The organism is Duganella sp. BJB1802 (assembly GCF_013369445.1).
In the GTDB taxonomy this organism is placed as follows: domain Bacteria; phylum Pseudomonadota; class Gammaproteobacteria; order Burkholderiales; family Burkholderiaceae_D; genus Rugamonas; species Rugamonas vulcania_A.
The window spans coordinates 32,807-47,832 of sequence record NZ_JABWEF010000026.1 but is presented as its reverse complement, the minus strand read 5'-3'; the positions used below and the strand labels follow the sequence as shown (position 1 = coordinate 47,832).

16 protein-coding genes are annotated in these 15,026 nt (G+C 53.4%); 13 read left to right on the top strand and 3 right to left on the bottom strand.

What is annotated here, in order from left to right:
• The first annotated feature begins 72 nt into the window (after positions 1–72).
• From HUX88_RS29165 to HUX88_RS29140, 7 genes are all read left to right on the top strand, one after another.
• Positions 73–582: a hypothetical protein gene (locus HUX88_RS29165; RefSeq protein WP_117015694.1), complete on the top strand. Its 510-nt coding sequence runs from the start codon at positions 73–75 to the stop codon at positions 580–582.
• Positions 583–594: 12 nt separating this feature from the next.
• Positions 595–867 carry a hypothetical protein gene (locus HUX88_RS31970; protein ID WP_217916496.1) on the top strand — a complete coding sequence of 91 codons (273 nt, stop codon included), beginning with the start codon at positions 595–597 and terminating at the stop codon, positions 865–867.
• Between the two features lie 39 nt (positions 868–906).
• A complete protein-coding gene (locus HUX88_RS29160; RefSeq protein WP_147330554.1) occupies positions 907–1,350 on the top strand; it encodes a hypothetical protein in 444 nt (147 codons plus the stop codon).
• An 11-nt stretch (positions 1,351–1,361) separates the two neighbouring features.
• The gene (locus HUX88_RS29155) at positions 1,362–1,502 is read left to right on the top strand and encodes a hypothetical protein (RefSeq protein ID WP_158568999.1); all 141 of its coding nucleotides are present in this window, start codon (positions 1,362–1,364) and stop codon (positions 1,500–1,502) included.
• Between the two features lie 24 nt (positions 1,503–1,526).
• The gene (locus HUX88_RS29150) at positions 1,527–1,745 is read left to right on the top strand and encodes a hypothetical protein (RefSeq protein WP_117015695.1); all 219 of its coding nucleotides are present in this window, start codon (positions 1,527–1,529) and stop codon (positions 1,743–1,745) included.
• A 42-nt stretch (positions 1,746–1,787) separates the two neighbouring features.
• Positions 1,788–2,297, top strand: coding sequence for a hypothetical protein (locus HUX88_RS29145; RefSeq protein WP_147330555.1), 510 nt, complete (start codon positions 1,788–1,790; stop codon positions 2,295–2,297).
• 96 nt (positions 2,298–2,393) lie between these two features.
• The gene (locus HUX88_RS29140) at positions 2,394–3,431 is read left to right on the top strand and encodes a hypothetical protein (protein ID WP_117015697.1); all 1,038 of its coding nucleotides are present in this window, start codon (positions 2,394–2,396) and stop codon (positions 3,429–3,431) included.
• Between the two features lie 161 nt (positions 3,432–3,592).
• Here HUX88_RS29140 and HUX88_RS31965 read toward each other — a convergent pair whose 3' ends face one another.
• A complete protein-coding gene (locus HUX88_RS31965; protein ID WP_217916495.1) occupies positions 3,593–3,811 on the bottom strand; it encodes a hypothetical protein in 219 nt (72 codons plus the stop codon).
• Positions 3,812–3,853: 42 nt separating this feature from the next.
• Here HUX88_RS31965 and HUX88_RS29135 point away from each other — a divergent pair, with 42 nt between their 5' ends.
• The 6 genes from HUX88_RS29135 to HUX88_RS29110 all read left to right on the top strand — a co-directional run bounded on the left by HUX88_RS29135 (position 3,854) and on the right by HUX88_RS29110 (position 11,305).
• Positions 3,854–5,071, top strand: a complete 1,218-nt coding sequence (locus HUX88_RS29135) for a phospholipase D family protein (protein WP_117015738.1) — start codon at positions 3,854–3,856, stop codon at positions 5,069–5,071.
• A gap of 468 nt (positions 5,072–5,539) precedes the next feature.
• Positions 5,540–6,721 carry a hypothetical protein gene (locus tag HUX88_RS29130; RefSeq protein WP_147330556.1) on the top strand — a complete coding sequence of 394 codons (1,182 nt, stop codon included), beginning with the start codon at positions 5,540–5,542 and terminating at the stop codon, positions 6,719–6,721.
• A 15-nt stretch (positions 6,722–6,736) separates the two neighbouring features.
• Entirely contained in the window at positions 6,737–7,219 is a 483-nt protein-coding gene (locus tag HUX88_RS29125; RefSeq protein ID WP_147330557.1) for a hypothetical protein, read from the top strand.
• 470 nt (positions 7,220–7,689) lie between these two features.
• On the top strand, positions 7,690–8,085 hold the full coding sequence (locus HUX88_RS29120) for a hypothetical protein (RefSeq protein ID WP_117015700.1): 396 nt from the start codon (positions 7,690–7,692) through the stop codon (positions 8,083–8,085).
• Positions 8,086–8,944: 859 nt separating this feature from the next.
• Entirely contained in the window at positions 8,945–10,624 is a 1,680-nt protein-coding gene (locus tag HUX88_RS29115; RefSeq protein ID WP_117015702.1) for a DUF6119 family protein, read from the top strand.
• Between the two features lie 111 nt (positions 10,625–10,735).
• The gene (locus HUX88_RS29110; protein ID WP_147330558.1) at positions 10,736–11,305 is read left to right on the top strand and encodes a hypothetical protein; all 570 of its coding nucleotides are present in this window, start codon (positions 10,736–10,738) and stop codon (positions 11,303–11,305) included.
• Positions 11,306–11,559: 254 nt separating this feature from the next.
• Here the strand turns inward: HUX88_RS29110 and HUX88_RS29105 are convergent, their stop codons facing one another.
• Together HUX88_RS29105 and gyrB are read right to left on the bottom strand one after the other, a co-directional pair.
• The gene (locus tag HUX88_RS29105; protein ID WP_117015703.1) at positions 11,560–12,135 is read right to left on the bottom strand and encodes a hypothetical protein; all 576 of its coding nucleotides are present in this window, start codon (positions 12,133–12,135) and stop codon (positions 11,560–11,562) included.
• Between the two features lie 371 nt (positions 12,136–12,506).
• On the bottom strand, positions 12,507–15,011 hold the full coding sequence (gyrB, locus tag HUX88_RS29100) for a DNA topoisomerase (ATP-hydrolyzing) subunit B (RefSeq protein ID WP_176364032.1): 2,505 nt from the start codon (positions 15,009–15,011) through the stop codon (positions 12,507–12,509).
• Positions 15,012–15,026 lie beyond the last annotated feature (15 nt).

Genomic DNA, 15,026 nt, shown 5'->3' with positions numbered 1-15,026 from the left:
GCAGGTGCACATCCGACTGTTCCGTGTACCTTAGGAAGAGTGCCTATTAGCTGATCAGAAAACAGGCAGGAAATGACTGCGCTGAAGATAGCAGAACAGCGGCTAAAGCTGGCGGATGAATATCTCGCTGCTGCTAGTACCCTAATGGAAGCTGGCGGCTCGACAATGAATTCTCTTCCAGTGATGTTCCTGCTCGCACATACCCTTGAACTGCTGCTGAAGGCTTACGTCAAGCTAGTGGCACCTAACGATAATAAGAAGTACCGTCACGACTTGAGCCAGCTGTGGAAGCGATCAAAGGCACTTGGTTTGCTGCGCGCGAAGACTGGTGCGCAGGCTGAAGTCGGCGTCATCGTAAACTATTTGAAGGAAGGTCATGAGGGATACCAGTTTAGGTATTCTGAAAAGTCTCTTTCTCATTCCGGGCCTGTCATGACCTTGGACGCAATCCGAAAAGTACGCGAGGCTGTGTGGGCCGAGATCGCTGTTCGCCGTCAGCAGCAAATAGAGGATGCAGAAAGACAAGGGATGCGTATCGTATGGGTCCCCAGCGGGGTTCGAATTTCTATTGAGCGTGATTAGGGAAGGCAAATCATGCGACTACTCACCGTGGCTTTGGCATTGAGTGGCTTCGTTGTTGGCCTCCTGGCCTCGCTCGACTGGTTTCGCGCGAGTCAGATTGACGTTGAGCCAGTATGGGGTGATCGAGAGCCCGTTGATCAGGTGCTGTCGCAGGCTGGTTGGATTGCTGGCATTCTGACTGCAGCATCAGAATCTGGCAGATTGAATCGCAGGGCGGCGCTTTTGACAGGTGTGGCAGTTATCCTGACCACGGGCTCAGGGCTAACGGGCCTATTTGTAAGCTGAAAGAAGAAACTTTAGTTTTAGGGTAGAGGAATCTTGAGCATGGCGGTAAGCAAAATGACTGTCGCAACCGAGTATTTAAATCGCGCGATCGAGTTGTATTTTCGTGGCGACTCAGATTTCTCGGCGCTTCACCTTGCAGGTGCGGCGCAAGAGCTTCTTGGAAAATTTGTTGGGCGTGCTGGCAGGCAGTCCGCTCATAGCCAGCTTGTTGATGGCGCACTTCGCATCGCCAATGTCTTGCCCCCTACAGGCAAGCCTGCGACGGAAAAAGGCATTAAAGGGGTAATTAGCTTTGCAAAAAATCGAGTAAAGCACATGGATGAAACAGGTGACGACATGATTGAATACGACGTTCGCAAGGCGGCGGCGGACATGCTGGATATTGCAATAGCGGAGTTCTACGAGCTATTTGACAGCGGTGCTGAGATTTCCATTTCGCCCGAGATCGAACGCTACAACCATCACAAAGCAGCGTCGGCATAGGAGCCCAAGGTATGAAGAACTGGATCAAAGTCGCCGCCCCTATTCTGACTGGGGCCATTCTCTGGCTGTTGGCGTTGGCATTCTTCAGTCTCGCTATCTGGTTGCTGATCGCGGACAAAACGGCGTCGGCGGGAACCAGCGCAGGGTTTTGAACCATCATCCTTTTTCTGGCGAACTTGGACCGCATCGAATCCTTCAAAGGATTCGGGCTTGAAGCAAAAACCCGTGACCTTCGCGAAGCGATCGATGACGCTGAGAGCACCTTGGCGCGCCTTGAAAAAATGAGTGACGAGGTTACGTCGTTGGCCGAGGCCGTCAGCACAGTGCATGACCAACTCGATGAAACGAGGACGCTGGCAAAGCGAGCACAAGCAATGGCTTTTATGGTCCAGTAATTGTCACTCGCCGCATTAAGAATGCCCTGAGGGAGACTGATCATGACGGTTCCGGTTCTTGATTTCAGCAAATCCGAGGTGGTGATCGGTGAACTGTTTGATCCCGATGAGAGCGTCCGAACAGAATTTCGTAATCGATTTTCAGGTCAGGCTATCGCGTTTACTGAAGCCATATCGCCTGCATTTGCGCGATTCCAACAATTTTCCAGTGATGGACAACACTGTGTCCAAACGGCCCTAGTATGTGGCTTTGTCCATGGCGTGCTTGATGACCTGGTGACGTCAATGAAGCTTCTGCTCACGGGAAAGTTAGCGGCTTCCGGTAATTTGTTTAGGCGGGCAATTGAAGGCATCTGTATGGCGGTCATGTGCGCATCTCAGGGTACACTTTCAATTGGGGACAAGGAGGGCACTTATTGGCAGATGATTGCGGATGAAAAAAAGGAGGTTGAGGGCAATTTGGCGGCTAGGCAGTTCGTTAAAAATTTTGACCGACTGGGCTTAAATATTGAAGGCGCGGAGCAGCTAAAGGCGACCTCGAATACCGGCTGAAGTCCTGCCGGCGTATGTGAAGCACTGACAAACCTTATCGCCGGGCAGTTGAAGTTTGTATGGTCTCGACAGTAAATTTACAAGGACGGTTCGGAAATGGCCATTTTGATTCCTGCCAAACGGCTTTATTATTTGCCGAAAGAAGTGCGCCTAGCGCACGAGTATTGCTTCTTCGTCCATGACGAGTTTGTCAGGATGCTTGCTGAATACGAGGCAGCTGAAGCGCACATCGTTTCATTTGAGTTTGAGAACAAAGCCCAGAGTAAGAGGTTCACAACTCTCGCTAAGAATCGCGATGCTGTGAGCGCGTTGAGAGAGTTGGGACTACATCATCAAGCCCGTAGAGTCGTGCTCAACACTATAACCATGGCTATGGTCGCGGACTGCGGTCACCACATCTATGAATCTCTTCGCTGTTTCGAGAAGCGAAAGATTGTTCCCGCCTTCAATCTTCTGCGCAAGCCGTTGATTGATAACTTGATGTATCTCTCGTGGATGGTCGCGGACGAGGATGGGTTTTACAACGCGTTTTCTTCAGGTGATCCAACAAAGATTACGCAGAAGATTATGGGGAATCGCCGCAAGGAGATACTTGCTAAAGCGATCAGCGAAACAGAACTTGTAGACGTCGTAACCGCTGATGAGATCCTCTCAATCGTTTTCGAGCCTAGCAATAGCTATGGACTCTACGGGTTTTTCCAGCATGCCGTGCATCTGGTTACCACCGACCGAATTGAAATTAGAACTTCGCCTGAAAATTTTAATTTTATATTCAAAGATCCCGCAGACGATGACGTTTATGCGTTGTTATACACCTCGTTACCCACGATGTTGTTGTACATGGCCCATCTGATTTTGGCCTTGTATGAACGAATAAAGCCCATGGATCAGGGTGGAAAAAAAGCTTTCGCATTTCGATCTGTACATGGCCACGGGCTATTGAAATCGGAAAGTTACTTTGATGCTCTCGCCAAAGGCATGAGCAATGCTCTTGGTACTCGCATAAAATGTCCAACCTGTCATACGCCTTTAAAGTCTACTCGACATAATGCCGCGCGGTTACTGCTGAGTGAATCATTTCGATGCACTCGCTGCCGGCGAGTTCAGCCTTTCCCCTTTTCTTGGATAATTTAATTGCGCCAACTTGTCCGGTTTCGCGATGGGTTCTTCAGCGCGAAGATGGGTATAGCGCTGCAGGATTTGCACCGACTTGTGCGTGTTGATAGCAGCTACAGGCTCTACATGGGGAGAAGTGAGGCTAGCCATGGGCTCTATTTTTCTTCCGCCTTCTTACTTCAACATCGCAGCTTCAAATTCCATGCTTCGCGGGGGATTAGTAATACGCTGGCCGTTGGAATGTCTCGATTCATGTTGTCTGCCGACTCTTTTGGGGCGTAGGCCTTCAGCGGCAAATCCAGTACGGCCACGCCTAGATGATGCTGCATCACATTGACAAGCAATGTCGCATCTAGCGGATCTGAAAGTGACAATTCGTGAATTTTTCCTTTACGCAAGATGCTATTCTTCTTATGTTTACGCAACCAACTGTCAATCTCATGACCAATCGGCCTCAATATCTCCAGGGGATAGATCTCGAAGCAACCGTTCGGAAGCTAATCGCGAAGCACGAAGAACTGTTTTGGGCCGTAGCCTGGGGCTCAATGAGTTCGTTGGCAAAGCATCTGCTCAAGCATCAATCGAAGGTCAAACGCTTTGCTGTTGGCACACACTTTCATCAAACAGATCCAGACTTGCTTGAAGCACTGCAAGACGTTCCAGGGGCAAGGGTAGTGCCAAACAGTAGTGCGGGAACTTTTCATCCGAAGATTTATCTGTTTAAGTCTGGCAACGAGTTTTCGCTAGTGCTTGGTAGCCCCAATTTTACGCGTGCCGCGTTTAGTGTGAATCACGAAGCAGCGCTGTTCATTGAGGGCGTAACGTCAGATCAGCTGTTCATTGATGTTCGGGAGAGTATTGAGTCGATTTGGGATGAGGCTAAACCTATCCTCGATGGGTTCTTGCGTGCATATCGGTTAAAGTACAATGCAACACGATCAATGCGGAAAGATCTGGAGGAAGACCTTCCAATCAATTTGCCATCTCCGAATTCAGAGTACAAAAATCTACTCGACGACAACTGGGCCGCATTTGTAGCGCGCGTCAAAGCTGACACCATTCATAACATTGAGGGGCGAGTGGCCATCATGGATCAGGCTAGAGTTTGGTTCTCGCAGATATCTCATTTTGCCGACATGACGGAAGGCCAACGTAAGGCCATCGCCGGCACTTATGCGCGTAATGAAATTAAGCCATCAGAGGCTGGTAACCTCGATTGGGCTTGGTTCGGCTCTATGGTGGGAGCTGGCGTGTTTAAAGGATTGGTTAAGTCGAGTCCCGATAAAATAAGCGCTGCGTTGGATATGATTCCCCGCACAGGTATTGTCAACGAAACGGACTTCGAGGCATTCAAAATTAAATTCATTAATGCGTTCGAAGATTCCGAGCGTGGCGGAGGAGTTGCTACAGCTAGCCGTCTCTTAGCACTGAAGCGCCCCGACTATTTCGTGTGCGTGGACAGCGCCAACAAAAGCAAGTTGTCTGAAGCAATCGGAATCAAGATGAGCCACATAAACCTTGAGTCCTACTGGTCTCATATCATTCGCCCTTTGCTATGTAGCCCGTGGTGGAACTCTGCGCGTCCGAGTGGTGACTTAGACGGCCGAGTATGGGATTCGCGAATGGCCTGCATTGACGCTTTCTGTTACGAGCGATAGTGACGTTAGGAAGACCCGCGGCGCTAGGTCGCGCGTGCACAGCCGCCCTGTGGCCGGCGCGGTGGTGATCAGGCCAATACGGTAGGAGGTGGCGTTGCTAGTACCGTCTGGAGTTTGGTTAACATCCGCCGACTTTCAGGAGAAAACCTCCAAGTGTAAAGCCACTCGGATGCACCACCAGCATCTTGCAAGATGGCGCACGGCGTGGCTCGAACACAGCTCTTGGATCAAAGTGTACTTTATCGTGACAATCAGAGAGAGTTTCAAGATATGTATCGGGTAAGATGCTGTAGATGTACTGGCAGCAACGACGATATACCGCTGTCTCCTTGATATTGGCATTGACGTCACAGGTTCCATCGCACGGACAGCACTTAAAATGCCGCCTTAATTCGATGAATAGACGATTAGCTACGCATCCATCACACGAAGGCGGGCTCCGCAGATTGCCTTGATAGAAAGTGTGGCATGTACAATCTGATCAATTTCTCTCGAACTCGCGCCTTTACTGACTTTATGCGCGGTCTTGATAGTCAAGAAGGCGCAGCACGCTTAGTACACGGCGTCTTCATTGAATACCATCCTATATGGAGAGGGCTGGCGGATATCTATAAAGCTACCGGAATAGTATCGCCCATCCCCCCATGGAATCTTCGTCGAGACTACAACACGCTTCTCATTCAAGGACAACGTCACCAGGGACCTTACGACATCGCCTTTCTTCCGTCGACGTGGACCAATGTTTGCGAGGATTCCAATAAGTCCAGTTCGCCCTTCCTCGTCAAGGTATACGTCGATCCGACTACGGCCGTTAGCAGGTCGCTGCGTCGAGACCTGGAACAATATGTCAGAACAGCGAGCTTGTTCGTAGTTCTAATTGATGCGCCGGTCGGCACACTGACGGCGCAGATCACGGGCGGGGAAGAAATAGTCGTGCCCAGCCAAACTAGCCCAAGCCAAGGCACAGTTGGCGGCTACCTTCAAGACCAACATGGTGACCGCTGGGGAGTCACTTGCGGGCACGTCGCGCAGCAAAAGCAAACAACGATCACGCTCAACGACGTCAAGGGTGCAGTATTGGCCAATGCAGGTACCGTCATTCACACGAACTATGCCGATATCATCGCTCAGGGGGCCAACGGTCCTTGTAACGGCAATGTCCCTGCAATCGCTAACACCTTGAATGTGGATGCGGCGCTGTTTTCACCTGCTAGCGCGCACTCACCGTCTTCGATTGTGCATTCGCTAGGAACTGTTGACCAAATTTATGACAAAGCCGACTTGAACAGTGGCGACCCGGTCTCTATGAGCGCGGCCATCTCCGGCCGCGCTGACTACGTTATCGGCGGCTATGGATTTAGAGCCAGCCTGAAAATGCCGACGACAAACGACCGCTACTGCTTTTCAGATTTGTTTGATTTTTACGATCCGGGAGAATCAGATTTTTGGTCGGCTAAGCTATACCAACTCAAACTGACTTGGCCCTTACCTGGTGACTCGGGAGCGTGGGTGTGCCACCGCCATAGTGCCCAGCAATACGGATATTACGGTACCTTGATAGCTACGCGAGGTCCATCCGGTATTGCAATGTTTGCTGAATCCATGCGCCAATGGGCAGCCAATCAGGGACTGCAGCTTTCTCCCCTTTAATGAAGCGGAAAGCAAATGAAGTCAGTGCGTAAGAAAATAGATCGATGGCTGCTGCGTAGATTCGGCGGCGCAGGAAGCCTCGGCATGTCCATGGCCAGCACATCGGGAAACCCGCCATCGCGCCGCGTTGAAATAGCGTGGCTTGGGGTATTGATCATCGTTGCCATTGTTTCCGTGGCGGTAGTGAGTACAATGCCGCCTTTGGGCGCAGAATGGCTACTTGCAATGGTTTGGGGTATTTTTATAGGCGGAACCCTACTCGTATTCCTGCCATCGAAAGTGCTTATCACTATAGTTGGCGGCCTGTTCGGCGTCGGCGTAGTCGATCTAACCGGCGCTGCGAAGATCGTAGAGAGCTTTGCCAAAGCCGTGGCCAACATCATCAAAACGATAAATTCGGCATTGGCCGGTGAGGTTGTACTGCACGCAGCGCCAGTATGGGTCTTTTTTGTATTCGTGTTCGTGTGCTGCCTGCCGGCATATCGAAGCGAACAATGAGCCGCGACTGCCGGCGATACTTTCAAAAATACCGATTTTGTCCTCGCGCAGCCAGCAAATTTTCCTTCACTCAGGAGAGCGTGCAGTGCGGGATGTTCAGCTTCTTCGCCGTCTCCCTGACCGGATGGCCTGCTGCCACAAGCTCCCGTGCCGTCTCCACCCAGCCCGGCGGCATTGAGCTGCGCCGTCCGCCCATCCTTCAGCGGCCGCTGTCCGCAGCCAGGCCGGCGCGCGCGCCCTGGGCAGGTCGCGCTCCATTTCCCCATTTACGCCATGATGCTGAAAAAGAACCCGCTGGCAGCTGCGTCATCGCGGCCTGACTATGATCGCTTCGAAAAATAATAGGCTCGCCCTTCACTGGCCTCATAACGATCTGTCGTCTTTTCAATTAAAATAACGGGATCGATTTTGCGAACAGCCCCACGACCGCAGCGATCCAACAACGATTTCCCACTTTTTTAGAAGAACAAATGACACAAAAAGACGGCATTACCATTCCAATATTTCATGGAATTTTCAATGGCCACGAGTCGATTACTCATTTCATACACGACTTCGACCCTGCGCTATACGAACTGCTCCCCAATCTTTATGCGACCTGCATTGCGGACAACGGGAGATCACCACGAAAAATTGTCGCGGGGTTTTTTGTGAAAACGTCATACCATCACGACGACGCCGAGTTCAGCGGAGCCCTACATGCCGCGATGATGACCATTCCAGCGCTCACATCCTTTGTCAATACACAATTCAGCCTACTGCCGGCAAGGCTAGAAGTTATTGGCAGCGAGCCGCTATCCGAACAAGAAATGCTTCGCACTCTCTTATCGCAGTCGCTAAAGCACAGCACTTTCGGGCACGCATAGGTATCGTGTAGGTCCGTTCCCACCATTCTATTGGCTGAAGCGCTACACGATGTGATATGTCTGTTGAATCCAATCCTGTGATAGATCGCTGTGCCAGTCTCGCTTTGACGTTTAGCCGTGCGCGGCAATTGGCAATGGAACATGACCCAGACGACCCCAACTCATTGGCGCGAGTGCTTGGTCTGGACATCAATACACATCAGCCAATTAGATCTCGTCGTTGGGTTTGGATGGCTGCCCAGGGAGCCAGTGTCAGTTATCGAGATGCGATGGATGAGCGCGACTTGATCGACGCGTTATCGAGTGGTCACATCGAACGCCGGTACTTTGCACACATTTGCGCCTTCCTTGATGAGGTCCCGCTTCCTATTACGATCATGGCATGCGGCCAGGTCGCACAACTCAGCCAAACCGCAATGACTATGATTTGGAAAAATGTCGCGGTACTGGCGCACCTAGTTGGGAGTCGTCGAGCGACATTCTGGGACTTGGACAACTACTAACCGGTGCTATCGAAACGCATCCCTAGATAAATTTCTCAGGGATGCGTCTCAAAATCTCAGGTTGGGTTCTGCTACAGCCATGCGCGATTGTAAAGTCCCCGGCGTCCGGCGGTTGGGTTCACACAGAACTGGGATTTCCACAGTGCGGCATTACCGCATCCGCCGTATAGCGTTATCAAATTTCTCAAAATTCTCTATTCATACGCAATTATCGGCCCATAGTTGACAAAATTACTCCGGTAATCACCAATGGCTATTGAAAATTCGATACCACATCGCCACTTCAAATTTGTAACAGGCAGTAACCAGCCAAAAGGAAATTGGGCCGTCGAGATTATCACATAACAAGGATAAAAATGACCACACTGGGGAATTCAGCCATACCGGCAGCACCGCCATCCAGCGCCTTGTTGGTGTCGACCGTCGATTTATCGGTGCGTCTGCTGCATCCTGGTGTTTTGATCACGGACGTACTCAAGACTGGCCACGGCCTGCAAGTCCATCCCTGCCCAGCTGGTACGCTCTACTATCACACAACGCAACAGGAGCCGCCTGACTGGGCGAATTTCCTTGAACGCGGTGCACCAGGCATCAAGGCACAGCTGAATAGCCAACACTCGTCCGCGGTGCTGCTGCTCGAAGCCGGCCCGGCGAATGCCAAGCGTTTGTTTGCCTTCTGCTTTGGCCAAGGCCACCATGCTGTGGAACAGGACTTCATCGAACGTCAGTTTGGCATGCGAGTCGTGCTCAACAGTGTCTCGCGTAAGGACCTGCGAGTGCTAGACAGTGCCAGCCTCGACTCGACCGTGATGCAGCGTCGCACCCAGGCTAGCCGTGAAAGCGATCTCAAGGATTTTGGCCTCGACACCCACCGTGAACTACTGCGGCTGGCATCGGGCACGCCCTCGGATACCAGTATCGCAAAGGCTGTTTCCGGCAAGGACGCGCTGCAAATCCGCAAGAAGCTTGCCTTCAACGATCTGCCCGTGTTGTGCGATATGTTGTTAGACCTGTATAACGCGACTGACTATCTAAACGATTTCAAATTTATCGACCAGATCACCCCGGTCTACCGTGGGCAACTGACCGACGCACTCGATGATCTCGTGTTTGCCGAGCTGGAGCGCATGGTTGCTGGCGATGAATCTGAGCTGCACCTCGCTGTTCCCGACATTCTTCCTGCCGGCCCCGGCTCGGTGTTATCGTATTTTGGCGCCAATCTGCCGAGGAAGAAACAGCAATTCGAGGGTTTGTCGATCGCCGACTATGTCACCGAGCTGCAGGCTGGTGACTTTGAGTCAATTCTCAGCTTCGACGATATCCGGAATTCTCACCAGGTTAAGAGCAATAACGATGATGCTGATGCACCGTTCGGGCAATTGAAGGTGTACGACTGCATGGTGTATGAGACCAGCTACCAAAACCAGCAGTATGTCCTGTTTGACGGGCAGTGGTATAAGGTCAGTGACGATTATCACCGGGAGATCGAGCAGTACTATCAAGAGCTTCTTAAGCCGGCATTTCTGGTCGCGTCGAGCGCAGCAAATGAGCAGGAACTGATTGCCGAATTAAGCCAGCCGTCCCATGCCGACCTGCTGTGTATCGACAAGACCAAGGTCAATCCCAGTGGTGTCACGGGGGCCAACCTAGAAGTCTGCGATTTCCTCTCACGTACTAGGCAGTTAATCCATCTGAAGGACTCCGAAACGTCTTCGCCGTTGAGCCACTTATGGAACCAGGGTTTGATTTCGGCAGAAACGCTGAAGCGCGACAGCGTTTTTCGCGCCGGTTTTCGGAGGGTTGCTGGCCGGCGCGAACGCGAGTTCGGTGTCACTGGATTTGTCGAATTGCTGCCGACGATGGGCCGCATCGTTCCTTCGGACTACACCGTGGTGTATGGCGTACTGAAGAAAAAAGGCACCCGCTCCGGTGCGCTCGACATCCCTTTTTTCAGCAAAGTGGCACTGCGAGCGGCGGCAGACCGCATCAGCCTGATGGGTTATCAGGTCGAACTGCATCTGATCGAAAAGCTGTGACGTCGCGTACCCTGACTTCGGCATTTACTGAATGACGAGCACGCCATCACCGCTGTGGTGGCCGCAAGCGTCGGTACAAATTTGTGTTCTCAATCAAAGAAAATCCTAATCATGAACACTACATTACATATTGCAGCAGCCACCTTCGTGGTCTGCATTTTTATGAGTTACTGCGCTTACCAACTTGCTGGGGGATTGATGTATCGTAATCCAGGCTGGCTATTCGGTACCGGATGCGTGGTCGCAGCGCTAGGGGTTGTCACAAAAGCCCTTCCCCTCTTAGCGCAGGAAGGCTGGGTTGGTCCCGGTGCCAAAGGGCTCGATATTGCGGCTGCGGCTGTTGACCCTACCCTCATGGCATTGGCAAGTGGTCTGATCGGCGCTGCATTCGTGCTCAACGTTCAATGGCAGTACGAACACGAACGTGAGAACTTGCTGGAGACGCTGAAAATGGTGGAGGACAATTTGCAGGAAGAATTGCGGCGTGGTTCCATGGGTGAGGAATATCGCGACTCGTGGCACGAGTCAATCGCACTGCGTACTAAACATTTGCGTCAACTCCGTAAGCGTCTCAAGCGGCTGAACGGCGGGCAAAAAGTGAATACTGATTCGTCTCAGAACGTATCCGTGAACATTCCTGCTTGCCGTTGCAATCATGATCGTTCGCAGTGGTCGGATTGATCCGGCATCTGTTCTTACGTTAAGCCCATAATGACCAACCACGTACAGTTCTCGGTTCGTAGCAAAAGCAAGCCCCCTTTCTAGGCAGTTCGATCATTGTTCGAAGATTGCTGCATGCCGTTATGTCTAGGCCAGCCGCCGGATCGACAAAGAGGACTGCACCAAGACCAGGCAGGTCTGGACCGAAATTATCCAGGTTGTCCTCGATTACTATCCAGTGCTCGTTGGTTCTTCAGTGACATTGCTTTGGGAAGTTATATCAAGCCATGCCTTGTACACGTGCACACTGCAATGATCGCAAGTTCCAAGTTGCCTGAGGCAACGAATTCGCGAATACGATCCGCAACCTGTTTCTGTAAATCCTTACTCAGCCGTGATTCAAGGTAGCCGTGGCATTCGCTCATGATGTACTGCACTTGTACCAAGTGCGCCTCCAGCTCCACTCGCTGAGTGAGGTACGCCAAGTAATTGTTGCCATCGAATTGTACGTATTTTGACTCCTCTTCGGCCGTTGTGTGCTGCAAAAAATGCACGCATTCGTGGATGATCGGATCATCGCGCCCCTGTGCTCTGAAACGCTCAGGAATCGTAATCCGATATGCGTCCCAGGCGACTGACTGTCTCCCTGGTATGGAGTAGTTTTTTTTCGCGCCAACGTTGGCATAGCCTGAGGTATCCTCCCAGCCTATAGTGAAAAGCCGTCTTCCGCCGTAAGTGTTCCCATTGCTGTAGTAGTCGTCGAAATTATCTGTCTCCGAGTATGTGTCGCGAACGCGAATTCCCAGTTCGGACATCAGAGCGAGCGTTTTCTTCAGGTAGTGGTCTTCCATTTAGGTCTTGTGAGTTGAGTATTCCCGTGCGGCTAAGTGATCTGACATGGCCCGTCTGCTCTCATGCAAAAGCTCCAACGCGGTCGCGGCAAGGTGACACTCGAATTCCTCACCACGAAGCTCGAAGTGAACAGTAGGACTGCATGAAAGTCAAAAGCCACCCGATGGTGGCTTTTGACTCTATACCAAAGTGGCATCACCGACTTTAGGTCCCTGCAATAAGTAGGGGCGGGAGAGGGATCACGATGGGCTACAGTTTCATTATACAGGTAGCAGGCTGTCCCACTCAGAGCTATCGAGACGCATCTTTGGATGAAAATCTCAACGGATGCGTCCCAAAATCTCAGGTTATGGCTCCTGCTACAAATGACTTAGACGTCGATATTGCCAGCACGCAGCGCATTGTTCTCAATGAACGCCCGGCGCGGCTCCACATCATCACCCATCAATGTAGTGAAGATCTGATCCGCAGCAATCGCATCCTCAATCTGCACCTTCAGCAAACGACGAACCGTCGGATCCATGGTGGTCTCCCACAGCTGATCCGGATTCATCTCACCCAGACCTTTGTAGCGCTGCTTGGACACCACACGCTCCGCCTCATCCCGCAGCCACTGCATCGCCTGGTGGAAGTCGACCACGGCCGATTCCTTGGTGCGCTCGCCTTCGCCGCGGCGCACGTAGGCGCCTTCGCCGATCAGGCCCTTGAACGTGGCTGCCGCGCTGGCCAGCACGCTGTAATCCGCGCCCTGCACGAAGTCCGCGTCGATCGCGCTGACCTTCACGTTACCGTGATGCATACGCTCGATGCGCAGCGCGTGTTTCTCGGACAGCTCATCCGATATCACCGTCACCTTCACGCTGATGTCGCTGATCTCCGACGCCAGTGCGCGCGCCGATGCTTCGGCCTGCTCTTGCGTATCCAGGTTCAGGGTCACGCCGGTCATGATGGCCGTCAGCGCGGCGCGGTCGATCACGCGCGTCAGACGCATCATGATGACGTTGGCCAGGTTGAACTGGCGCACCAGCTCGGCCAGCGGCTCGCCGACGATAGGATCGGCGCCTTCGCGCGGCATCAGCGCGGCGGTGTTCAGCGCCACGTTCATCATGTAGCTCGCTTCTTCCGCGTCATCCTTAAGGTAGCGCTCGTCGCGGCCGGCCTTGACCTTGTACAGCGGCGGTTGCGCGATGTAGATGTGGCCGCGCTCGACCAGCTGCGGCATCTGGCGATAGAACAAGGTCAGCAGCAGCGTGCGGATGTGGGCGCCGTCGACGTCCGCATCGGTCATGATGATGATGCGGTGGTAGCGCAGCTTCTCGACGTTGAATTCGTCCGGGCCGATCGACGTGCCCAGCGTGGCGATCAGCGTGGTGATCTGTTCCGACGACAGCATCTTCTCGAAGCGCGCCTTCTCCACGTTCAGCACCTTGCCGCGCAGCGGCAAAATCGCCTGGAACTTGCGGTCGCGGCCCTGCTTGGCGGAGCCGCCTGCGGAGTCACCCTCGACGATGTACAGTTCGCACAGCGCCGGATCCTTTTCCTGGCAGTCGGCCAGCTTGGCCGACAGGCCCAGGCCGTCCATCACGCCCTTGCGGCGGGTCAGGTCGCGGGCCTTGCGGGCCGCTTCGCGCGCGCGCGCCGCTTCGACGATCTTGCCGCAGATGATCTTGGCGTCGTTCGGTTTTTCCTGCAGGTAGTCCGACAGCGTCTTGGCGACGATCTCTTCGACCGGGCCGCGCACTTCGGACGAGACCAGCTTGTCCTTGGTCTGCGACGAGAACTTCGGCTCTGGCACCTTGACCGACAGCACGCAGGTCAGGCCTTCGCGCATGTCGTCGCCGGAGATTTCCACCTTGGCCTTCTTGGCGAATTCCTGCTCGTCGATGTACTTGTTGATCACGCGCGTCATCGCGGCGCGCAGGCCGGTCAGGTGGGTGCCGCCGTCGCGCTGCGGGATGTTGTTGGTGAAGCACAGCACCTGCTCGTTATAGGCGTCGTTCCACTGCATCGACACGTCCACCGAGATGTTGGTGCCCTGGTCCGACATGCGCTCGCCGGTGGCCTGGAACACGGTCGGGTGCAGCACGGTCTTGGCCTTGTTGATGTACTCGACGAAGCCGCGCGTGCCGCCCTCGAACGCGAAGATCTCTTCCTTGCCGGTGCGCTGGTCGGTCAGCTTGATGTTGACGCCGTTATTCAGGAACGACAGTTCGCGGATGCGCTTGGCCAAAATCTCGTAGTGGAATTCGACGTGGGTGAAGATTTCCTCGTCGGCCCAGAAGTGCACGTCGGTGCCGCGCTTGTCGGTTTCGCCGATGACCTTGATCGGCGAGACGGCGAAGCCGTCCTTCTCTTCCAGTTCGCGGTTCTGCGGCACGCCGCGCACGAACTCCATGTAGTGCACCTTGCCGTCGCGGCGGATGGTCAGCTTGAGCAGCTTGGACAGCGCGTTCACGCACGAGACACCCACGCCGTGCAAACCGCCCGACACCTTGTACGAGTTCTGGTCGAACTTGCCGCCGGCGTGCAGCTCGGTCATGACGATCTCGGCGGCGGAGCGCTTCGGATCGTGCTTGTCGTCCATCTTCAGGCCGGTCGGCACGCCGCGGCCGTTGTCGGTGATCGAGATCGAGTTGTCCGAGTGGATGGTGACGTGGATTTCCGTGCAGTGGCCGGCCAGCGATTCGTCGATCGAGTTGTCCAGCACTTCGAACACCAGGTGGTGCAGGCCGGTGCCGTCCGAGGTGTCGCCGATGTACATGCCCGGTCGTTTGCGTACTGCTTCCAGACCTTCGAGGATCTGGATCGATGAGGCGCCGTATTCTTCGGTTTTGGCCGGTACTGGTACTGGATTCTCTTCTGGGATGGCGGACATGTGCTGCTTTCTCTG